Origin of the sequence: Gramella sp. MAR_2010_147, from assembly GCF_900105135.1 — a bacterium.
In the GTDB taxonomy this organism is placed as follows: Bacteria; Bacteroidota; Bacteroidia; order Flavobacteriales; family Flavobacteriaceae; genus Christiangramia.
Genome location: NZ_LT629741.1, coordinates 2,502,947 through 2,524,667, shown reverse-complemented (window position 1 = coordinate 2,524,667; position 21,721 = coordinate 2,502,947). Strand labels below are relative to the sequence as shown.

Annotated in this window: 16 protein-coding genes; 11 read left to right on the top strand and 5 right to left on the bottom strand. The window is 38.3% G+C overall.

Going from position 1 to position 21,721, the window contains the following annotated elements:
* Window positions 1-161: 161 nt before the first annotated feature.
* The 3 genes from odhB to BLT95_RS11440 all read right to left on the bottom strand — a co-directional run bounded on the left by odhB (window position 162) and on the right by BLT95_RS11440 (window position 5,411).
* Entirely contained in the window at window positions 162-1,442 is a 1,281-nt protein-coding gene (gene odhB / locus BLT95_RS11450) for a 2-oxoglutarate dehydrogenase complex dihydrolipoyllysine-residue succinyltransferase (RefSeq protein ID WP_089666315.1), read from the bottom strand.
* Between the two features lie 43 nt (window positions 1,443-1,485).
* Window positions 1,486-4,266 (bottom strand): 2-oxoglutarate dehydrogenase E1 component, encoded by a 2,781-nt coding sequence (locus BLT95_RS11445; protein ID WP_089666314.1) that lies wholly within the window; start codon window positions 4,264-4,266, stop codon window positions 1,486-1,488.
* A 170-nt stretch (window positions 4,267-4,436) separates the two neighbouring features.
* Window positions 4,437-5,411, bottom strand: a complete 975-nt coding sequence (locus tag BLT95_RS11440) for a polyprenyl synthetase family protein (protein WP_089666313.1) — start codon at window positions 5,409-5,411, stop codon at window positions 4,437-4,439.
* Window positions 5,412-5,552: 141 nt separating this feature from the next.
* On the opposite strand from BLT95_RS11440, the gene BLT95_RS11435 reads away from it, so the two are divergent.
* From BLT95_RS11435 to BLT95_RS11420, 4 genes are read left to right on the top strand one after another with little or no spacing between them, the layout of a single operon-like run.
* Window positions 5,553-6,158, top strand: coding sequence for a TetR/AcrR family transcriptional regulator (locus BLT95_RS11435; protein WP_089666908.1), 606 nt, complete (start codon window positions 5,553-5,555; stop codon window positions 6,156-6,158).
* Entirely contained in the window at window positions 6,148-7,518 is a 1,371-nt protein-coding gene (locus BLT95_RS11430; RefSeq protein WP_089666312.1) for a TolC family protein, read from the top strand. The genes BLT95_RS11435 and BLT95_RS11430 overlap by 11 nt, the downstream gene beginning before the upstream one ends.
* Window positions 7,519-7,540: 22 nt before the next feature.
* The gene (locus tag BLT95_RS11425) at window positions 7,541-8,707 is read left to right on the top strand and encodes an efflux RND transporter periplasmic adaptor subunit (RefSeq protein ID WP_089666907.1); all 1,167 of its coding nucleotides are present in this window, start codon (window positions 7,541-7,543) and stop codon (window positions 8,705-8,707) included.
* Window positions 8,708-8,714: 7 nt separating this feature from the next.
* The gene (locus BLT95_RS11420; protein ID WP_089666311.1) at window positions 8,715-12,230 is read left to right on the top strand and encodes an efflux RND transporter permease subunit; all 3,516 of its coding nucleotides are present in this window, start codon (window positions 8,715-8,717) and stop codon (window positions 12,228-12,230) included.
* A gap of 67 nt (window positions 12,231-12,297) precedes the next feature.
* On the opposite strand, the gene BLT95_RS11415 is transcribed toward BLT95_RS11420, so the two are convergent.
* Complete coding sequence (locus BLT95_RS11415) at window positions 12,298-12,639, bottom strand: nicotinic acid mononucleotide adenyltransferase (RefSeq protein WP_231896359.1); 342 nt, start codon at window positions 12,637-12,639, stop codon at window positions 12,298-12,300.
* Between the two features lie 254 nt (window positions 12,640-12,893).
* Here BLT95_RS11415 and aspS point away from each other — a divergent pair, with 254 nt between their 5' ends.
* From aspS to BLT95_RS11395, 4 genes are all read left to right on the top strand, one after another.
* A complete protein-coding gene (gene aspS / locus BLT95_RS11410) occupies window positions 12,894-14,642 on the top strand; it encodes an aspartate--tRNA ligase (protein ID WP_089666309.1) in 1,749 nt (582 codons plus the stop codon).
* A gap of 56 nt (window positions 14,643-14,698) precedes the next feature.
* Window positions 14,699-16,489 (top strand): chloride channel protein, encoded by a 1,791-nt coding sequence (locus BLT95_RS11405; RefSeq protein WP_089666308.1) that lies wholly within the window; start codon window positions 14,699-14,701, stop codon window positions 16,487-16,489.
* A gap of 35 nt (window positions 16,490-16,524) precedes the next feature.
* On the top strand, window positions 16,525-16,752 hold the full coding sequence (locus BLT95_RS11400; RefSeq protein WP_231896358.1) for a hypothetical protein: 228 nt from the start codon (window positions 16,525-16,527) through the stop codon (window positions 16,750-16,752).
* A 92-nt stretch (window positions 16,753-16,844) separates the two neighbouring features.
* On the top strand, window positions 16,845-17,039 hold the full coding sequence (locus BLT95_RS11395; RefSeq protein ID WP_011710938.1) for a cold shock domain-containing protein: 195 nt from the start codon (window positions 16,845-16,847) through the stop codon (window positions 17,037-17,039).
* Between the two features lie 58 nt (window positions 17,040-17,097).
* On the opposite strand, the gene BLT95_RS11390 is transcribed toward BLT95_RS11395, so the two are convergent.
* Window positions 17,098-18,057 carry an NAD-dependent epimerase/dehydratase family protein gene (locus BLT95_RS11390; RefSeq protein ID WP_089666306.1) on the bottom strand — a complete coding sequence of 320 codons (960 nt, stop codon included), beginning with the start codon at window positions 18,055-18,057 and terminating at the stop codon, window positions 17,098-17,100.
* 155 nt (window positions 18,058-18,212) lie between these two features.
* Here BLT95_RS11390 and BLT95_RS11385 point away from each other — a divergent pair, with 155 nt between their 5' ends.
* From BLT95_RS11385 to BLT95_RS11375, 3 genes are all read left to right on the top strand, one after another.
* Window positions 18,213-18,785, top strand: a complete 573-nt coding sequence (locus BLT95_RS11385) for a hypothetical protein (protein ID WP_089666305.1) — start codon at window positions 18,213-18,215, stop codon at window positions 18,783-18,785.
* 18 nt (window positions 18,786-18,803) lie between these two features.
* A complete protein-coding gene (locus BLT95_RS11380; protein ID WP_089666304.1) occupies window positions 18,804-19,334 on the top strand; it encodes a nuclear transport factor 2 family protein in 531 nt (176 codons plus the stop codon).
* 166 nt (window positions 19,335-19,500) lie between these two features.
* Window positions 19,501-21,573 carry a M13 family metallopeptidase gene (locus BLT95_RS11375; protein WP_089666906.1) on the top strand — a complete coding sequence of 691 codons (2,073 nt, stop codon included), beginning with the start codon at window positions 19,501-19,503 and terminating at the stop codon, window positions 21,571-21,573.
* Window positions 21,574-21,721 lie beyond the last annotated feature (148 nt).

Sequence of the window (21,721 nt, the reverse complement as noted above, 5' to 3'; positions counted from 1 at the left end):
CTAAAGTTTCCACACATCTAATTTTTCTTATCCTGGCCATTTCAGTTGTGGGGATCTTAGCATTGAATGTACTTCGTTTGTTAGTTTTGTTTTAATTTTTGTTAGAATAAAAAAGGGTCAGCTCCTGCTAACCCTTTTTTTATTTCCTTTCACCAAAAACTCTACAATTCCAGAGCTCTTTTTATATCATTATCCATTAATAATTCCTCTGGATTTTCTAAAGCCTCTTTAATAGCAACAAGAAATCCAACAGATTCTTTACCGTCAATGATCCTATGATCGTAAGACAAGGCAACGTACATAATAGGCCTAATCTCTACATGCCCATCGATCGCCACCGGTCTCTCAACGATATTATGCATTCCTAAAATTGCACTTTGTGGAGGGTTGATAATTGGTGTTGAAAGCATAGATCCAAAAACACCACCATTGGTAATTGTAAAGGTCCCTCCAGTCATTTCATCTACTGTGATCTTTCCATCACGAGCTCTTAAAGCAAGGCGTTTCACTTCAGCTTCCACTCCGCGGAAACTTAAGTTTTCAGCATTTCTAATTACCGGCACTGTAAGACCTTTAGGACCGGAAACCGCTATACTAATATCTTTATAATCATAACTTACCTGATAATCCCCATCTATCATGGAGTTTACTGCAGGATATTCATCTAAAGCACGAATAACCGCCAAAGTAAAGAAAGACATAAACCCTAAGCTCACCCCGTGTTTATCTTTAAATTCTTCCTTATATTTCTTTCTAAGCTCAAAAATTGGAGACATATCTACTTCGTTAAAAGTAGTTAGCATCGCCGTATCGTTTTTAGCACTTACCAGACGTTCTGCCAGTTTACGACGAAACATAGACATTTTTTTCTTCTCTTCTCCTCGCGAACCAGTTCCCGGAGATCCCATAGAAGCTTTAGCTTCAACTGCATCCTGTTTAGTAACACGACCGTCTTTACCCGAACCTTTTACCTCTTTTGGATCCATTCCTTTTTCATCCAATATCTTCTTGGCTGCAGGAGATGGACTTCCTGTAGCATAGGTATCCTGCTTCTGATTTGGAGTACTGGATTTTGAAGGAGTTTCAGTTTTAGCCTCTGCTTTATCACTATCTTTCTTGTCTTCCGTCTTTTCCTGGCGTTCTTTCTCCTCCTTTTCAGCTGATTTATCACCTGAGTCATCCTTCTTATCTCCGCCTGATTTTTCTGCTTCGGTATCAATTAGGCAAACAACCTCGCCAACCTCTACCACATCACCTTCTTCAGCCTTTAATGTAATAACACCACTCGCCTCCGCAGGAAGTTCAAGGGTTGCTTTATCACTATCTACTTCGGCAACTGCCTGATCTTTTTCAACGTAATCCCCGTCTTCTACCAGCCACTGGGCTATTTCAACTTCAGTGATGGATTCCCCGGGTGAAGGAACTTTCATTTCTAAGGCCATGATTGTTATCTATTTTGGTTCCTGAAATTCAGGAAATTGATTCTTAATTATTCTCTTCTTCGTTTAAATTCTTATCAAACACGCTGTTAATTACACGTTCGTGACGCTTTTTAAAACGAACCGAACTACCAGCTGCTGGAGATCCATAAAATTTACGGCTGCAAACCCTGAATTTTCTAGCTTCTTCAAAATGAAGTAGTAAATGGCCATAAGCCCCCATATTTCTTGGTTCTTCCTGAGCCCATACTACATCATCAGCATTCTTGTACTTCTCCATCATCTCTTTCATCTTAGAAATTGGTAATGGGAAAAGTTGTTCTATCCTTACCAGTGCCACATCATCTCTTTCATTCTCTTCTCTATGCTTCAAAAGATCGTAATAAAACTTTCCTGTACAAAATACCAGTGTTTTGATCTTCTCCACTTTAGCCTCATCATCATCTATAAGAGTCTGAAAACTTCCAGTTGCAAATTCTTCTTTAATAGAAATTACTCTTGAATGACGCAATAAACTTTTTGGCGTAAAGATGATCAATGGCTTTCTGAACTTCGCCTTCATTTGTCTTCTTAAAATATGGAACATGTTCGCAGGAGTAGAAACATCTGCCACATACATATTATCTTTTGCACAAAGCTGAAGAAAACGCTCCATTCTACCTGAAGAGTGTTCTGCTCCCTGGCCTTCATAACCATGCGGCAGTAACATTACCAGTCCGTTTTGAAGTTTCCATTTATCTTCTGCTGCAGAGATATATTGATCTATCATGATCTGCGCACCATTCACAAAATCTCCAAATTGTGCTTCCCATATGGCAAGCGTGGTTGGGCTTGCCATAGCATAACCATAATCGAAACCTACCACTCCATATTCTGATAGCAGAGAGTTATAAATGAAAAAATCTCCGTCCCTGTCTTTTATATTATTATGAAGAATGATCTCTTCTTCACTGTCTTCTACTTTCACCACGGCATGACGATGAGAGAACGTTCCACGCTCGCTATCCTGGCCGCTTATTCTAATATTATAACCTTCTGCCATCAAAGATCCATACGCCAAATGTTCAGCCATAGACCAGTCCAGCTTATTATCTTCAAAATACATTTTCTTTCTGCCGTCTATGATCTTTTTGATCTTTCTCATAAACTTTTTGCCTTCCGGCAATTCAGAGATAGCTTCAGCTACTTTATCAAGTTTCTCAAGATCGAATGTGGTATCCACATTCTTCATCATTTCATCTTCCTGAACATTTTCAAAGCCTTCCCATTCATCTTCCATAAATGGAGTGATCCTGGTAGTTTTCTCCTTTCTGGAGTCTTCCAGTTCCTCTTCCAGAGAAGCTTTATATTCTTCTTCCAGCTTTTGAAGATAGCTGTCATCTATGATATTGCTCTTTTTAAGCTTCTCTGCATAAATATCCCTGGCATTTTCATGCTTGGATATAGCTTTATACAACTTAGGCTGGGTAAACCTTGGTTCATCTCCTTCGTTATGACCGTATTTTCTATAACCTAAAAGATCAATAAATACGTCCCTCTTAAATTTCATTCTGAAATCCAGTGCAAAGAGTATTGCGTGCACTACAGCCTCAGCATCATCTGCATTTACATGCAATACCGGTGACAGCGTGACTTTCCCAACATCTGTACAGTAAGTTGAGCTTCTCGCATCAAGATAATTCGTTGTAAATCCAATCTGGTTATTTACCACAATATGAATGGTCCCGCCGGTTTCATAACCTTCCAGCTGAGCCATCTGTACAAGTTCGTAAACTATTCCCTGACCTGCAATGGCTGCATCACCATGTACAAGAATAGGAAGTACCTTAGAATTATCGCCTTCGTAACGACGATCCTGCTTTGCACGCGTAATTCCTTCTACTACGGCCCCTACGGTTTCAAGGTGTGAAGGATTTGGCGCAATATTTATATTGATCTCTTTTCCGTTATCAGTAGTTCTGCAGGAAGTCCAGCCAAGATGATATTTTACATCTCCATCAAAAATATCCTGCTCGTAGTCTTTCCCGTCAAACTCACTAAAAATGTCTTTAGCACTTTTTCCGAAGATATTGGTAAGGGTATTAAGCCTTCCACGGTGAGCCATTCCCATTACAAATTCTTTGACTCCAATTTCAGCTGCTTTCTCAACAAGCGCATCAAGCGCAGGAATCAAACTTTCCCCACCTTCCAGCGAAAAACGTTTTTGACCAACATATTTTGTGTGAAGGAAAGATTCAAAAGAAACTGCTTCGTTGAGTTTCTTTAATATCTGTTTCTTTTGGGAATCATCAAATTTTGGATGATTTTCATTAACATTCAATTTGCTTTGAATCCATTCTATCTCCTCAGGTTTTCGAATATACATATATTCAATCCCAATAGATTCACAATAGATCCTTTCAAGATGTCTAATGATCTCTTTTAAAGATGTAGGCCCAATACCCAGAATATCTCCTGCATTAAAAGTGGTATTTAGATCATTTTCATCCAGACCAAAATTGGAAATATCCAGTGTTGGCGTATACTTTCTTCGTTCTCTTACGGGGTTTGTTTTGGTAAATAAATGTCCCCTGGTTCTGTAACCGTCAATTAATCGAATTACCTGAAATTCTTTAATTACATGAGTTGGTATTTCTCCTTCGGCAAAATCTACAGGAGCCTCTCCCAATATATCTTCAGAAACGCCATCCTGTTGCATTCCAAAGTCAAATCCCTGAAAAAAAGCCCTCCAACTGGGCTCAACACTATCAGGATGTTTTAAATATTGATCGTAAAGTTCTGCGAAATATGCAGTGTGAGCAGCGTTTAGAAATGAAAATCTATCCATAAAATTGAAACAAATGTTTCTTTTGTTTTTAAAAACATCACAAAAATACAATTTTTAAAAAAAACAGCTTGCAGGCATTATGATAATTCTCTATTGGATTATAGGAATTTTAACAGTGCCTGAAAATGGATAAATTATTGCTAAGAATTTAAAGGAGCTTAGAAGAAGAATTAGACCTGTCTCTCCATCAACATTTCACCAAACTTTTGCAGTGGCTCCTTCTTATCTTCAGGCAACTGGATTTTTTCAAGAATCTTAAAAGCTTTATCTGTATATTTTTCAATCTCTTTTCTGGTAAGTTCTGCAGCGCCGCTACTTTCAAACAATGCTTTTACCGCTTCAATTTTGCCAGTGTTCTCCACAGGATTTATAGTGTACAAATGCTCAAGTTGAAGCGCCTCACTTCTATTTGCAAGCTCCAGTGTCTTAAGATATAAAAATGTCTTTTTATTTTCTATAATATCACCTCCGGGTTGCTTCCCAAAAGTTTTGGGATCACCAAAAGCATCCAGATAATCGTCCTGAAGCTGAAAAGCAATTCCCAGTAATCTGCCATATTGATAGATCGCTTCCTTGCATTCTTTAGAAGTTTGAGCTACGATAGCCCCCATTTGTAGTGAAGCACCAACCAGAACCGCCGTTTTATACTCAATCATTTTAAGGTAATCGTCAATACTTACATTATCACGAGTCTCAAAATCAATATCATATTGCTGCCCTTCACAAACCTCTATCGCTGTTTTCGTAAAAAGTTTTGAAAGCTCCTTAAAAGTATCGCCTTCATAATTTTCGAATAGCTGATATGCGTTTATAAGCATAGCATCCCCTGAAAGAATTCCGGTATTAACATCCCATTTCTCGTGAACGGTCTCTTTTCCTCTTCTAATTGGGGCATCGTCCATGATATCATCATGAACCAAAGAAAAATTATGAAAAACCTCTATAGCCAACGCTGCATCCAGAGCCTTTCTATAATCACAGTCAAAAATTTCTGAAGCCATTAGAACCAGAACAGGACGAAGTCTTTTCCCTCCCTGTTCCAATATATAAACCATTGGCTCATACAGGTTCGCAGGTTCTTTCACCTTAATTCTTTCCTGCAAATAATTGGTTATGGCTTCTCTATACTCAGAAATGGCAAGCATGCGGTCACAAATTTTTCCGCTAAAATACCATAATTGAATATAATTCAAATTTTAAGCGCATGTTAAAAAATAGTAAACTTTGGAAACTTTTATTGTTTTTAAAGTTTCCTTGTTTTATTTTTGCGCCAAATTTTAATGAAGGTGAGAGATAAAATTTTAAATACAGCCGCAGATATGTTTCTAACATATGGCTTTAAAAGTGTTACCATGGATGATATTGCTGAAGCCATGGGAATATCTAAAAAGACCATTTACACGCATTTTTCCACAAAGAACAAACTTGTATTAGCTACCAGTTTTCATGTGGTCGAAAAAATAAATTGCGGTATTGAAGAAATTAGAGAAAAAAAACAAAACCCCATAAAAGAGAATTTCGACATTAAACACTTTGTGTCGCATCATCTAAAAGGGGAAAAAACCTCCCCACATTATCAACTTCAAAAATATTACCCAAAAGCATACGAAAGCTTAAAGAGCAAACAGTTTGAACTGCTTGAAAATTGTATGGTGGGAAATATTGAAAGAGGTATTGAGGATGGTTTTTATAGAAAAGGAATCCCCGTAGATTTTATCACCAGAATTCACTTTGTTGGAATGATGGGGATTAAAGACACTGAACTTTTCCCGATTGAAGAGTATACCCATCCAAAGCTCATGGAATATTTTCTGGAATATCACCTGAGAGCTATTTGCACCTTAAAAGGAATTAAAACTCTGGAAGAACTAATAGATAGTAATGAGAAATAAGACCCTAAAAATTTTAAGCTTCCTTATACTGGCATCAACCGGAATATTCGCTCAGGAAGATAGCCTAAAAACCTATCGCTTTTCTTTACAGAAGGCGATAGAATTTGGAATAACCAATAATTATCAGTCACAAATTGCTCAAAAAGATGTTGACATTGCCCTAAAACAAAAATGGGAAATCATATCTCAGGGGCTTCCGCAAATAAGTGGATCTGTAGACTATCAAAATTATCTACAGCAACCGGTCACATTGCTTCCTGCCGAAATCACGGGTGGTGAACCAGGCACCTTTACCCCGGTTACCTTTGGAACACAGCAAAGCATGAACGCTACAGGAACATGGAATCAGCTAATTTTTGATGGTTCTTATATAGTAGGTATTCAATCTGTAAAAACTTTATTACAGATCTCCAAAAATGCCAAAACAAAGACCGATCTCGAAATTAAGAAGGCAGTGATTAGCGCTTATGGAAATGTGCTTCTGGCAGAAGAAAGCGTGGATATCCTGGAAAAGAATGTGGAAACACTTCAGAAGAATTATAACGACACCCAAAAGATCTATGAAAATGGATTAACAGAACAGGAAGATGTAGAGCAGTTAGAAATTACACTTCTTGGTCTAAAGAACAATTTAAGCCGCAATGAAAGGATGCGAGATATCGCTTATGAGATGCTGAACCTTAGCCTGGGAATCCCAGTGGATAATAATGTGACTCTAACTGATGATCTGGATGAGCTGGCGATGAAATATTATGATATTTCGCTTTTAAGGGAAGAAATTCCAGTTGAAGAAAATATCGACTATCGTATCGCGAAGAATTCAGCAGAATCAGCTCAAATTCAGGTAAGACTACAAAAGGCAAAAGCACTGCCAACACTGTCTGGGTTTGTAAACTATGGGTACCAGGGATTTAGTGAGAAATTCACATTCTTAAACAATGATCAGGAATATTTTGGTCAGTCAATTTTAGGAGTAAGTCTAAATATTCCAATTTTCAGCAGTGGGATGAGAAGTTCCAGAACCCAACAAAGAGAACTTGAATACGAGCAGGCGATGCTGGATCTTGAGCGTACCGAAAATGAAGTAAAGCGCCAGATAAATATGGCAAAGAGCGAATACGAATTCAGTCTTGAGAATTATCAAAACGCTATTCGAAATTTAGAACTGGCTGAAAGGATTGAAAATAAAAACCAGATAAAATTCTTTGAAGGTATCGCCAGCAGTTTTGAACTAAGCGAAGCTCAGCGACAGCTTTACTCCTCCCAGCAGGATTATCTACAATCTATGCTGAATGTAATTACAGCCAAGGCTGAACTTGACAATTTACTGGACACAAGAACTTACAATGATGAACAATAATTTCCCATTTATAATTAAGAATATGAAGAAGTTAATCCTAATAATTGGACTGCCTTTAATATTGATCTCCTGCGGTGAAGCAAAGAAAGATTCTACCGAAGCCATTTTAGAAAGCAATGATGTTGAAAAGATTCAGCAGAAGAGAGATGAATTAACCTCTCAGCAAGTTGAACTGGAAGCTGAAATAAAACAATTGGATGCGAAATTGAAGGAAATTAATCCGGAAAGAAACATCCCGCTGGTAACCTCCTTTGAAGTAGAATCTGAAAAATTTGATCATTTTCTTGAGCTACAGGGAAGTGTTGAGACCAAGAAAAATGTAGTATTAAATGCTGAAATGAGCGGTGTTCTTGAAAGGGTTTATGTAGAAGAAGGGCAGAAAGTTTCCAGGGGACAAAGACTTGCTTCTATTAATGATGGCGGACTAAGTCAGCAATTAGCTCAAATGCAAACTCAATTAGACCTTGCAAAAACCACTTTTGAACGTCAAAAGCGTTTATGGGATCAGAAAATTGGTAGCGAGATGCAATACCTGCAGGCAAAATCAAGCTACGAAGGTCAGGTAAATGCCGTGAACCAAATGAAAAGCCAGGTTGCTAAATCTGTAGTTACGGCTCCATTTTCAGGAGTAATAGATGATATTATTACTGAACAGGGAAATGTGGTATCACCAGGTCAAACCCCAATTCTTAGACTGGTAAACCTTGACGACATGTATATAAAGACAGACGTACCTGAAAGCTATATTTCTAATGTTACCGAAGGAAAAGCTGTAGAGGTAAGCTTTCCTGTATTAGGAGAAACCGTGGATACTAAGATAAAACAAACCGGCACCTACATTAATCCTAACAACAGGACTTTTAATGCAGAGATTGAAGTTCCAAACAAGAACAAAAATATCAAACCAAATCTTACGGCCCGTGTAAAGATCAATGATTACACAAATGAAAAGGCGATTTTGGTGCCTCAAAATATCATTTCTGAAAACGCAGAAGGACAGCAATATTTATACGTTCTTACCGAGACTAAAGGAGATACTGCTGTCGCAAAAAGAGTGATCATAGAGACAGGAAAATCTCAGGGCGACAAAATAGAGATCCTTAAGGGATTAAAAAATGGAGATATGATCATTCAGGAAGGCGCACGTAGTGTGAAGGAAGGACAAACCGTCAAACTAATTAATTACTAAGGGCAACATGGCGAAAAAGAAAACATATCTGGAAAAAGAGTTTGGGCTCTCTTCCTGGGCTATAAAGAACAAGACCACGATCTATGTGAGTATGATTCTTATTCTCTTCTTTGGTATCTCTGCATATTTTAGCATGCCAAGGGAAAGTTTCCCGGAAGTGAAAGAAACAAAGATCTATGTAAGCTCTCTTTACCCCGGAAATACTGCCGAGGATATTGAGAAGCTCCTAACCAATCCGTTGGAAGATAAACTAAAGACGGTAAGCAATGTTGTGGAGATCACTTCTACTTCTCAGGAAGATTACTCCATGATCGTAATAGAGTTTGACGAGGATATTACTGTTGAACTTGCCAAACAAAAGGTAAAGGACGAAATAGATTCAGAGACTTCAGGAGAAGATTGGCCAACCTTTAATGGCGCCAAAGTAGAACCTAATGTTTTTGAACTTAGCCTTTCTGAAGAAATGCCTATTCTTAACATCAATATCTCGGGAGACTATCCTGTTATGAAATTGAAAGAATTTGGAGAATATCTTCAGGATGAGATAGAAAATCTACCAGAGATCAAAAAGGTGGATATTCGAGGGGCTCAGGATAAAGAAATTGAAGTAGCCGTAGATATTTATAAAATGATGGCTTCCTCTGTTAGCTTTAACGACATCACCAGTGCCATAGGGAATGGAAATATGACCATGTCTGCCGGGAATTATGTCGCCAGTGGACAACGAAGGACCATTAGAATCTTAGGAGAAATTGAAAGTCCTTCAGATCTGGAAAATTTTGTTGTAAAGTCTGAAGATGGTGATAATGTATATTTAAAAGATATTGCAGATATCACTTTCAAAGCGAAGGAAAAAACCACTTACGCCAGGGAGTTTGGACATCAGGTTGTGATGCTTGATGTAAAGAAACGCTCAGGTAAAAACATGGTGGCCGCTGCCGAGAAGATCGATGAAATAGTTGAAAAAGCACAGGCAGATGTTTTTCCTTCTAATCTTGATATTTCTATTACCAACGATCAATCTTCTAAAACTATTGGTCAGGTAGATGACCTTGTAAACAACATTATTTTCGGGATTATCCTGGTGGTAACCGTATTGATGTTCTTCTTAGGATTTAAAAATGCATTGTTTGTGGGATTCGCGATCCCAATGTCCATGTTCATGTCACTGATGATCCTGAACCAATTAGGCTATACCATGAATACGATGATCCTTTTTGGTCTGATCATGGGGCTGGGAATGCTGGTGGATAACGGAATTGTGGTTGTGGAAAATGTATACCGACTCATGGACGAGGAAGGTTATTCAAGAATCGAAGCCGCCAAAGAAGGGATTGGTGAAATTGCATTTCCAATCATTATCTCAACAGCAACCACGGTTGCTGCATTTATCCCCCTTGGTTTATGGCCTGGACTCATGGGACAGTTTATGATCTACTTCCCAATCACACTATCGGTAGTGCTGGGATCATCCCTTTTTGTGGCAATTTTCTTTAACTCGGTACTGGTCTCCCAGTTCATGAGAACAGAAGATCGAAATATGCCATTAAGGACTATTATTCGAACCTCTTCGATCATTGCCGGGATTGGACTCTTAATCTTAATTTTTGGTGGAGAATATCGCGCACTTGGAACTTTAATGATTTTCACCGCGATCATGCTATGGGTTTATAGATTGTTTCTTAGAAAAATGGCCAATAAATTCCAGACCAGTGCATTGGTAAGACTTGAAAACTGGTATGAGCGAAAACTCACCTCTTCTTTCAAGAAAAAACGACCATACTGGATCGTTGGAAGTACTTTTCTGCTGCTTATCGTAGCGTTTATGGCATTTGGAGCTTCCCTTGCTTCCCAGAGAACGAAAGTTGAATTTTTTCCGGATAATAAACCTAACCAGATCATTGTCTACATTGAATATCCTGAAGGAACCGATATTGAAAAGACCAACGCGATCACCAAAGAGATTGAACAAAGAGTCTATAAGGTTCTGAACAGCGATGAATATATGGACGATGGCTATAATTTCATGGTAGAAAGTGCTGTTTCCCAGGTAGGGGAAGGTGCCGGAAACCCACAAACCGATGGAGGTTCTGCTGCGGAGATGCCTCACAAAGGTAAGATTACGGCATCCATGAGAGAGTATAAATACCGAAGAGGAAAAGACAGTGAGATTTTACGCCAGAAAGTTCAGGAAGATCTGGCTGGGATCTATCCGGGAGTTCTTATTTCAGTAGAAAAAGATCAAAATGGCCCGCCTGCAGGTTCCCCAATTAATATTGAACTGGAGGGTGAAGATTATGATGAATTGATCGCGACTGCCGAGCAGATGCGTGAATATATCAACACGAAAAATATACCTGCGATTGATGAATTAAAGATCGATGTTAATAAAGACAAACCCTCTATGCAGGTGGAAGTTGATCGTCAAAAGGCTGGAGAACTTGGAGTAAGTGCAGGACAGGTTGGTACGCAGCTTAGAAATTCAATTTTTGGTACTAAAGCGGGAGTATATAAAGAAGGCGGAGAAGATTATGATATCTATGTTCGATTTGATGAAGAAAGCCGCTACGATAATAGTGCGCTTTTTAATCAAACAATTACATTCAGAAATAATCAGGGGCGACTAAGAGAGATTCCGGTTGCAGCAGTGACTTCTAAAAGCAATAAATCTGGATTTAGCGCTATTAAGCATAGAGATACGAGAAGAGTAGTTACTATCTACTCAGCTTTATCCCCAGGTTATACCGACGCAGGAGCTGCGGTTAGCCAGATCCAGAATGAAATGCGAAATTTTCATGGGGTTCCTGAGGATATCAAGATAGATTATACCGGCCAGATAGAAGAACAGAATAAACAACAGGCTTTTCTAATGGGAGCTTTCTTCAGCGGACTTGGACTGATATTTTTAATACTAATCTTCCAGTTTAATTCAGTTTCAAAACCTTTGATTATTATGATCGCAATTTTCCTGAGTTTAATAGGAGTATTTGGAGGTATCGTAATTACGGGATCTGCTTTCGTAATTATGATGACCATGATGGGAATTATCTCCCTGGCAGGTATTGTGGTGAATAACGGGGTGGTGCTATTAGATTATGCCCAACTACTCATAGATAGAAAGAAACTAAGGCTTGGAATTCCTGAAAATGAATTTCTCTCAAAAGATGAACTTTTACTTACGATTATTAGAGCAGGTAAAGCACGTCTAAGACCGGTATTGCTAACCGCGATAACCACGATCTTAGGATTGATACCTTTAGCCATTGGTCTTAACCTTGATTTCTTCTCGTTGTTCAGCGAGTTTGATGCAAACATCTATTTTGGAGGAGATAACGTGATCTTCTGGGGTCCACTAGCATGGACAGTAATTTACGGATTAATGGTTGCAACCTTTCTTACGTTGATCATCGTTCCGATATTATTTTACATCGCGATAAGGATTAAAATGTGGGTTCATTCTATGAGAAGTAGTACAGAAGCTTCCACCAGTAAAGATCCTGAAGTGGTGGAATATGCGGAGTAACTTCGCATATGAGAAATAAAAAAAGCCCGAAGCATTGCTTCGGGCTTTTTATTTATATAATTTTTCTCTATAAGTTATTAACCAGAGAACTTTCGCTTTTCCAACTATTAATAGAGGCGATTACGCTATTTTGATAGTCAACTTCGGTAAGTTTATCTTCAGTCCAAAAAAACCATTTCCCGTCTTTCTTTCCATGCTTGTAATTCGCGATGGCTGTCTTTTCACCATCTTGGTTGTAAGAAATCCATTCTCCGTGGAGTCTACCGTCCTTGTACGTACCTTCCTGTCTAACACTTCCATCTTCATAATAAAACGTTCCTTTAATTAGATCTCCCTGCTTTTCAAATGCAGGTTCAGAGTCTTTTTCCTGTGCCATTGCAACTCCTCCTACTAGGAATACAGTTGCCATAAGTATGTTTTTTATTGTCTTCATGAGTCCTTGTCTGTTAACATTTATATCACAAATATACCAAAAGTTTACAAATTAGCAATAATCAGGTAACATTAAGTTAACATTAGAAATTTTTTTAACTGTTTTTCAGCGTATTACATTATTAATGTTTGGTAACACTGAAATAATAATCAATAATATTTAAGTACTAAAGGTTCAGTAAAAGTGTTTAACTTCTTACTTTTGTGCCCATTCTAAATTTGAAGGACAACATGTACAGAAGTCACACCTGCGGGGAACTAAACGCAGAACAAATTGGTAACAAAGTAATCCTATCTGGATGGGTTCAAAAGGTAAGAAATAAAGGATTCATGATTTGGGTAGATCTTCGTGATCGCTACGGTTTAACTCAACTAATATTTGATGAGGAACGTTCTTCAAAGAATTTAATGGATAGGGCTGGTAGTCTTGCCCGCGAATTTGTGATTCAGGTTGAAGGAACGGTGATTGAGAGGGAGTCCAAAAATCCAAATATTGCTACCGGGGAGATCGAAGTTCTTGTAGAGGATTTTAAAATTCTCAATTCTTCAAAAACTCCTCCTTTTACTATTGAAGACGAGACCGACGGCGGAGAAGATCTTAGAATGAAATATCGTTACCTGGATATTCGTAGAAATCCTGTAAAGAATAAATTGATGTTTCGCCACCAGGTAGGAATGAAAGTGAGAAATTATCTTTCCAATGAAGGTTTTATCGAAATTGAAACCCCATATTTGATAAAATCTACTCCCGAAGGTGCTCGTGATTTTGTAGTGCCAAGCAGAATGAATGAAGGCCAGTTTTATGCACTTCCGCAATCTCCTCAAACATTCAAACAACTACTGATGGTTGGTGGAATGGATAAGTACTTCCAGATCGTAAAGTGTTTTAGGGATGAAGATCTAAGAGCCGACAGACAACCTGAATTCACCCAGATAGACTGTGAAATGGCCTTTGTTGAGCAGGAAGATATTCTGAATATATTTGAAGGCCTTACCAGACATTTATTGAAAGATATTAAAGGAGTTGAAGTAGCAGAATTCCCAAGAATGACCTACGATGAGGCCATGAAAAAATATGGAAATGACAAACCGGATATCAGATTCGGGATGGAGTTTGCAGAACTCAATGACCTTGCAAAAAATAAAGGTTTTAATGTATTCGATCAGCAGGAACTCGTTGTGGGAATTGCTGTTCCGGGAGCTGCCAGCTTTACCAGAAAAGAGATAGACAAACTTATTTCCTGGGTGAAAAGACCTCAGGTGGGTGCAAACGGACTGGTTTGGGCCAAATATAACGAAGACGGAACTTTAAAGTCTTCTGTAGATAAATTCTACTCTCAGGATGATTTAAAAAACTGGGCAGAGGCAACCGAAGCAAACCCAGGTGATCTTATTTTAGTTATGGCCGGCGATGCTACCAAAACTAGAACTCAGCTAAGCGCTCTTAGAATGCATTTAGGAAATGAACTCGGTTTGAGAAAAGCTGATGAATTTGCTCCTTTATGGGTGGTAGATTTCCCTCTTTTAGAATGGGATGAAGAAACAAAAAGGTTCCATGCGATGCATCATCCTTTTACCTCTCCAAAGAAGGAAGACTTTGCACTTCTTGAAACCGAGCCGGGCAGAGTAAGAGCTAATGCATATGATCTTGTTTTAAACGGAAACGAAATTGGCGGTGGTTCCATAAGGATCCATGATAAGGAAACGCAGTCACAAATGTTCAAATATCTAGGATTTACTCCTGAAGAAGCAAAAGAGCAATTCGGGTTTTTAATGGACGCCTTTCAGTATGGAGCACCCCCACACGGTGGAATTGCTTTTGGATTTGACAGGCTGGTTGCTATTCTTGGAGGTCAGGAAAGCATCAGGGACTTCATTGCATTTCCTAAAAACAATGCGGGACGGGATGTGATGATTGATGCTCCGGCAAAAATTGATGAACAACAACTTAGCGATTTACATCTTCGTTTGAAATTATAAAAAATTGATCCCGCATATTGCGGGATTTTTTATATTCACAGACTAATCATTAAAGAGTGGCAAAATTTGGGAAATCTTTGTTGCATACGTTCCTAAACTGGAAATCCAGAAACCTTTCCCATCGCCAGTTTTTAATGATCATCAGTGCCTTGATTGGGTTTATAGCCGGTATTTGCGCTGTTACCATCAAGAACCTCACCCACTTTATTCAGGTGCTTTTAAAAGGTGAAACTGTAATAAGTTATCACAATGCCTTTTATTTTATTTTTCCGGTGATAGGACTCTTAATAGTCTATTTGATCTTTAAGTTTATCCTGCGCAAAAAAGTTGGGCAGGGCATCCCGGCTACTCTCTATGCAATCTCCCGGCAAAAAGGGATCATGAAAAAATTTCAGATGTATTCCTCTTTGATCACAGCCCCTATAACCGTAGGTTTTGGTGGTTCCGTAGGATTAGAAGCACCTACAGTAGCCACGGGTGCTTCCATTGGTTCAAACCTTTCCAGGATGTTTTTATTGAACCAAACCACAAGAACACTTCTTATTGGTTGTGCAGCCGCAGGCGCCATGTCCTCCATTTTTAATGCACCAATTGCCGCAATTATTTTTGCCATCGAAGTTTTTAGCCTGGACCTAACCCTTACCTCACTTTTACCATTGCTTATAGCATCTGTTTCAGCAGTACTTACCTCCTATTTTTTCTACGGAAGTGAGATCATCCTCCCTTTCAATCTGGAAGATGCCTTTACCATTTCTGAAGTTCCTTATTACATATTACTTGGTATTCTTGCTGCAGGTTGCTCCATCTATTTTACCAGGGTACACTTTAAGCTGATGCAATTAATGGTGAAAATCAGGTCTAAAATTGTTCGGCTTTTAACTTCCGGGCTCCTTTTAGGTCTAATCATATACTTTATTCCCCCTCTTTATGGAGAAGGCTACAGCGTGGTTAATAATCTGCTTCAGGAAAATTATCTGGAAGCACTGGGCACCAATTTATTTAATGCCTACCTCGAGAATATCTGGGTGGTGATCTTATTATTAACGGGTCTGGTATTGTTTAAGATCGTTGCAACCTCCTTAACCTTAAGTGCAGGAGGTGTTGGAGGTATTTTTGCTCCTGTAATGTTTATGGGCAGTGCCATGGGTCATGGATTTGCGCTATTACTTAATAATCTTGGAATTTTTAAACATCAAATTTCCGTGAGTAATTTTACGCTGGTTGGTATGGCCGGCCTCATGGCTGGAGTTCTACATGCCCCCTTAACCGCAATTTTCCTTATTGCTGAACTTACCCACGGCTATGAACTATTCATCCCATTAATGATCACTGCCGCCATCTCTTTTATGGTCACCACCAAATTTCAGCCACATTCAGTGTACACTATGGAGCTTGCGCAGCGTGGTGACCTGCTAACTCATGATAAAGACCAAACGGTACTTACGTTGATGAATATTTCGCAGGTAGTAGAAAAGAATTTTATTCCGCTGGAAATAGATATGAATCTGGGCGATGTAATTCATCAGGGTGTTGTAAAATCATCCAGGAATATTTTTCCGGTTATTGATGAAAATCGTAAATTCATGGGGATCATTCTGCTGGACGACATTAGGTCTATTATGTTCAATGAAAAACTGTATGTTGAAGTGAAAGTTAGGGATATCATGCAGCAGGCTCCGGAAATCATTGACCTTGAAAATGACAGGATGAAAGCCATTATGAAAAAATTCCAGGATAGTAATGCCTGGAACCTTCCGGTAGTAAAGAAAGGAAAATATGTTGGCTTTATTTCAAAATCCAAGCTTCTTACAGCTTATCGACAGAAGTTAATAGAAGTAACCGTTTAAACACCTTATAATATCTTTTTGTGATGAAATTATTTATGAAATTACTCGGAATTGCAATTTTAATAGCCATAGGCGTTGGGTTCTATTTTAGATTGACCGATAGAGTTTTAACGGGTGACAGGATCATCGGAATTTCAGTTCTTGCCAGTGCATTTATATTAATGCCGATCTTCTTAGTGATACGCTGGAGAGGAAAAAAATTGAAAGATTATACTCTCTCTGACGAGAATATGAAAAAAATGAAGGATAGGGGAATTGACTAAACCTCAACAAAAAAAATCATAAAAAATTCTGATTTTCAATCAATTCTAAAATTTTATCTATTATGTTTGTGCTTTATTAATTATTATTTTTTATGCAAGGCACAGTAAAATTTTTCAATGAATCTAAAGGTTATGGATTCATTACCAACGACGACACCAAAAGAGACATTTTTGTACACATCACCGGTTTAAACGGTGAAACTCTCCAGGAAGGGGATAGAGTTGAGTACGAAGAAACAGAAGGAAAAAAGGGAGTGAACGCTACAGAAGTACGCGTGATCGAATAATATATTTTTTTCTGATTACCAAAATGTAAAAGCCGCTTTTCAGCGGCTTTTCTTATTTTTAGTCTTGTGCTTTCAGGGTCTTCCCTACTCCTTCCAGCATGGTTGTGGTAAGTTTATCAAGATCAAACTCATGTTCCCAACCCCAATCATCTCTTGCAGTAGTATCGTCTATACTAGATGGCCAGGATTCAGCAATACTCTGTCTGAAATCTGGATCGTAAGAGATCTTAAAATCTTTGATATGCTTTTTTATCTCATTAGCCAGGACTTCCGGAGTAAAGCTCATAGCCGCAAGATTATAAGAAGATCTCACTTTAATTTTTTCTGAAGGAGCCTGCATGACGTCAACGGTTGCTTTTATAGCATCGTCCATATACATCATTGGTAATGCGACATCTTCTGCCAGAAAGCTGGTATACGTCGAGTTTTTCAAAGCTTCATGAAAGATCTCAATGGCATAATCTGTAGTTCCTCCACCAGGCAAAGTTTTATAACTTATAATTCCAGGGTATCTTATACTTCTAACATCCACACCAAATTTACGGTGGTAATATTCGCACCAGCGCTCCCCGGTTTGTTTGCTAATCCCATAAACCGTAGTTGGCTCCATCACCGTTGTTTGAGGAGTATCAACTTTTGGTGTTGTGGGACCAAATACCGCTATACTTGAAGGCCAGAATACTTTCTTTATGGTTCCTTCTTTTGCTATATTTAGAATATGAAATAAAGAATCCATGTTCAAATCCCAGGCTTTCATTGGAGCTTTTTCAGCAGTGGCGCTAAGCATGGCTGCCATAAGGTAAACCTCCTTTACATCATAATCTTTAATTACCTGCCTAATATGTGCATCATCTGTGGCATTCAAAAGTTCAAATGGGCCCGATTCCATCAATTCTTCTGCTCCCTCCCTTATATCACTGGCGACCACCTGGTCGTTCCCATGAATTTCTCTTAACTTCAGCGTAAGCTCAGTACCAATTTGTCCGCAGGCACCAATAATCAATATCCTTTCGGCCATAAATTATATTTTTTGCAAATATATTTATTTAAACAGAGGAAATCCTAATCTTAGTATTTTCTTGACGTTCTTTATTATGAATCTTTCAATGATATTTTAATAAATGTATATCGGCGAATAATGAATAACTTTGTAGTACTTTGAATTCTTTTTTTATGAAAAAACTCATCTGCTTTATATCCATTCTGGCTTTAATTTCCTGCAAAGGCGAGCAGGATGCCGAAAACGCCGGTGAAAATAAACTGGACACTACGGCATTTCAGAAAAAATTAGAAATTGCAGAATCCCAATTTACACTGGAACCCGAAGCAAAAAAGTTTGCACTTAACTGGGTTGAATATATTACGGCCCAGAATGAAATAAACCGACTTGAAAATTCAACTGTAAAAGAGGTCATGAATAGCGCCCCTGCTATTGCACAAATAATGGAATCTTTAAAAAGTTCATTGCCCGATAGTTTGAAGTCGGTAGCCGTTGAATCCAGGCTGAATGTTGTTAATACCAAGGCACAACTTTTAAAACAATATTCAGGCAAGCAGGAGCCAGATGCTGAAGATATTGCTCAAACTACACAGGAACTTCATCTGGAATTCAATAATCTAAAACTCCAGATGAACGAGATTTTCTTAAAATCACTGGAAGACTTTGAAAAGGAACTGGATGAATTTGAGCAATTAGAAAGAGAGCAAGACTCAATTTCAGCAGATTTAGATACCCTCGAAAGTTAATACTGAAAAACTTAGATCATGAAAAAATCAATTCTTATTACTTTAATACTGGCATTATTCTTTTCAGTAAATAGTGTAAACTCACAGGTTAAGAATACCGAAGAGAATATTAATGCCGTGAAAAGGCAGATCAATAAAACAATTGGCAATTGGCATAAGGCAGCAGCGGCGGCTAATTTTGAAAACTACTTTGATTTAATGACCAAGGATGCTGTATTTATTGGCACCGATGCTACAGAGAACTGGACCTTACCTAAGTTCAAAAAATTCTCAAAACCTTATTTTGATTCCGGAAAAGCCTGGAGTTTTTCCAGCCTTGAAAGAAATGTGTATGTTCACGAGAACATCATGGTGGCCTGGTTTGATGAGCTCCTGGATACACAAATGGGTATTTGTCGCGGTTCGGGGGTATTGATGAAAGAGGATGGAATATGGAAAATTCATCATTATGTACTTTCTATCGCGATTCCTAATGAAAATGTAGATGAAATCACAGCCATGAAAAAAGAATTTGACAATAAGCTGATCTCCAAACTAAAGAAGAATTGATTTCAACCTGCCAGCTTTCGAGAAATATTTTTTTACTTCACAATATGAGCTATTCTTAATTTTTCAGATCACCAGGAACTAAAATTAATAATCTGATAATAAATTCTTTATTTCTTTAGTGGATTTTTTATTTTAGCCTGCATATTCATAATTATCAATGAAAACAATGAAAAAAATAAACAGATTTCTGCTTTTGTCATTAGTAGGAGCCGGATTATTTACGGCTTGCAATGATGACGATAAAAAAGCAGAGGAAAAAGATGATGAGATCCATGGCATTAATCTTGCCTATATGGATACTACTACAACTCCAAAAGAAGATTTCTTTCGTTATGTGAATGGAACCTGGCTGGATAGCACAGAAATTCCAGATGATCGTACCCGTTGGGGAAGTTTTGATGAATTACGCCAAAGAACCGATGAGGACGCATTGGCGCTGCTTAAAAATCAAGCAGAAAGCGATAGCCTGGATGGAACTACAGATCCCGGCAAAGCTGTTTTTCTGTACAAAAGCATCATGGATACTGTAAGCAGAAATGAGCAGGGTATTGAGCCCGTAAAGCCATATTTGGCAAAAATCGATGCTATTCAATCTAAAGAAGATCTTCAGGATTTTCTGATTGAAATGAGTGAGTATGGAAGTGCTGGTTTCTTTTCATTTGGTGTTGGCGCCGATAGTAAGAATTCAGATATGAACGCTGCCTATCTTAATCCATCTGGTTTAGGTTTGCCTGAAAGGGATTATTATCTAACCCAGGATTCAGACTCTAAAGATAAAAGAGAAAAGTACAAGGCCTATATCACAGACATGCTACAGTATATAGATTATTCTGAAGAAGAAGCTTCTAAAGCTGCTGAAACCATTCTTGCTTTTGAAACCAAACTGGCAGAACCCCGTTTAGATAAAGTAGAGCGTCGTGATGCAAGAAAAACCTATAATCCAATGACTATTGCCGAGCTTCAGAAAACAGTTCCAGCAATGCAGTGGAATGCCTATTTTGAAGGTATTGGGGCTAAAGAGCTTGATACAATAATTGTATCTCAACCAAAGTACATGAAAGCGCTTCAGGGAATTCTTGCTGCAAATTCAGTTGAAGAATGGAAAACTTATTTAAAGTGGGATCTTTTCAATAGCGCTGCACCTTCTTTAACTACAGATCTTGAGCGCGAGTCGTGGGAATTCTACAGCAAAACATTAGGCGGCGCTAAAGAACAAAGACCTAGAGATGAAAGAGCCCTTGGTAGAGTAAATGGAGTTCTAGGTGAAGCCCTTGGTAAATTATATGTTGAAAAGCATTTCCCTCCTCAGGCTAAAGAAACAGCTAAGGAGATGGTAGCAAATATTATTAAAGCTTACGAAACCAGAATCAACAATCTTAGCTGGATGAGCGAGGACACGAAAAAGAAAGCTCTGGAAAAACTAAGTACTTTCAATGTTAAGATTGGCTATCCAGATGAATGGAAAGATTACAGCAAACTGGAGATCATAAGTCCTGCAGATGGCGGCTCTTATTTCCAGAATATGCTAAATGCTCAAAAATGGAGAGTTGCCGAAAATATGGCAGATCTTGGACAGCCGGTAGATAAAAGCGAGTGGTTTATGTCACCACAAACCGTAAATGCATATTACAATCCACGTTATAATGAAATTGTTTTTCCTGCTGCTATTCTTCAACCCCCATTCTATGATTATAAAGCTGACGCGGCCGTAAATTATGGTGGAATTGGAGCTGTAATTGGTCATGAAATCTCTCATGGGTTTGATGACAGTGGTGCTCGTTTTGATGCCGAAGGAAACCTGAACAACTGGTGGACTGATAAAGATCTTGAGCAGTTTGAAGGTCTTGGAAATGATCTTGCTGAACAATACAGCGCTATTGAAGTAATGGATAGTGTTTATATTAACGGTAAATTTACGCTTGGTGAGAACATTGGTGATCTTGGTGGTGTGAATGCTGCTTACGACGGACTAAAACTTCATCTTGAAGAAAATGGAGATCCTGGAAAAATTGATGGATTTTCTCCGGAGCAACGTTTCTTCCTTTCATGGGCTACCGTATGGCGTACTAAAATGCGCGAAGAGGCTTTGAGAAATAGAATAAAGACCGATTCTCATTCTCCTGGAATGTACAGAGCTTATGTGCCACTTCAGAATATTGATGCATGGTATGATGCATTTGCGATTGAAGAAGGCGATGCGATGTATGTAAAACCAGAAGACAGGGTTAGAATCTGGTAATTCTTCGAATATATTTTAAAGAAAGGCTGGTCTGTGACCGGCCTTTTTTATTTTATTAGCTTTAATTCACTAATTTTAATCATACTCTGAATAAATAAAAATGTCATGTTGAACTTGATTCAGCATCGATTACATGCCTGAAACGAGC

Excerpts from the sequence above, each read along its gene's own strand:
- BLT95_RS11395 (WP_011710938.1), top strand. The coding sequence starts at position 16,845 with ATGCAAGGCACAGTAAAATTTTTCAATGAATCTAAAGGTTATGGATTC.
- BLT95_RS11385 (WP_089666305.1), top strand. The coding sequence starts at position 18,213 with ATGAAAAAACTCATCTGCTTTATATCCATTCTGGCTTTAATTTCCTGC.
- BLT95_RS11415 (WP_231896359.1), bottom strand. The coding sequence starts at position 12,639 with ATGGCAACTGTATTCCTAGTAGGAGGAGTTGCAATGGCACAGGAAAAA.
- aspS (WP_089666309.1), top strand. The coding sequence starts at position 12,894 with ATGTACAGAAGTCACACCTGCGGGGAACTAAACGCAGAACAAATTGGT.
- BLT95_RS11430 (WP_089666312.1), top strand. The coding sequence starts at position 6,148 with ATGAGAAATAAGACCCTAAAAATTTTAAGCTTCCTTATACTGGCATCA.
- BLT95_RS11420 (WP_089666311.1), top strand. The coding sequence starts at position 8,715 with ATGGCGAAAAAGAAAACATATCTGGAAAAAGAGTTTGGGCTCTCTTCC.
- BLT95_RS11445 (WP_089666314.1), bottom strand. The coding sequence starts at position 4,266 with ATGGATAGATTTTCATTTCTAAACGCTGCTCACACTGCATATTTCGCA.
- BLT95_RS11425 (WP_089666907.1), top strand. The coding sequence starts at position 7,541 with ATGAAGAAGTTAATCCTAATAATTGGACTGCCTTTAATATTGATCTCC.
- BLT95_RS11440 (WP_089666313.1), bottom strand. The coding sequence starts at position 5,411 with ATGCTTGCCATTTCTGAGTATAGAGAAGCCATAACCAATTATTTGCAG.
- BLT95_RS11390 (WP_089666306.1), bottom strand. The coding sequence starts at position 18,057 with ATGGCCGAAAGGATATTGATTATTGGTGCCTGCGGACAAATTGGTACT.
- BLT95_RS11375 (WP_089666906.1), top strand. The coding sequence starts at position 19,501 with ATGAAAAAAATAAACAGATTTCTGCTTTTGTCATTAGTAGGAGCCGGA.
- BLT95_RS11380 (WP_089666304.1), top strand. The coding sequence starts at position 18,804 with ATGAAAAAATCAATTCTTATTACTTTAATACTGGCATTATTCTTTTCA.
- BLT95_RS11400 (WP_231896358.1), top strand. The coding sequence starts at position 16,525 with ATGAAATTACTCGGAATTGCAATTTTAATAGCCATAGGCGTTGGGTTC.
- odhB (WP_089666315.1), bottom strand. The coding sequence starts at position 1,442 with ATGGCCTTAGAAATGAAAGTTCCTTCACCCGGGGAATCCATCACTGAA.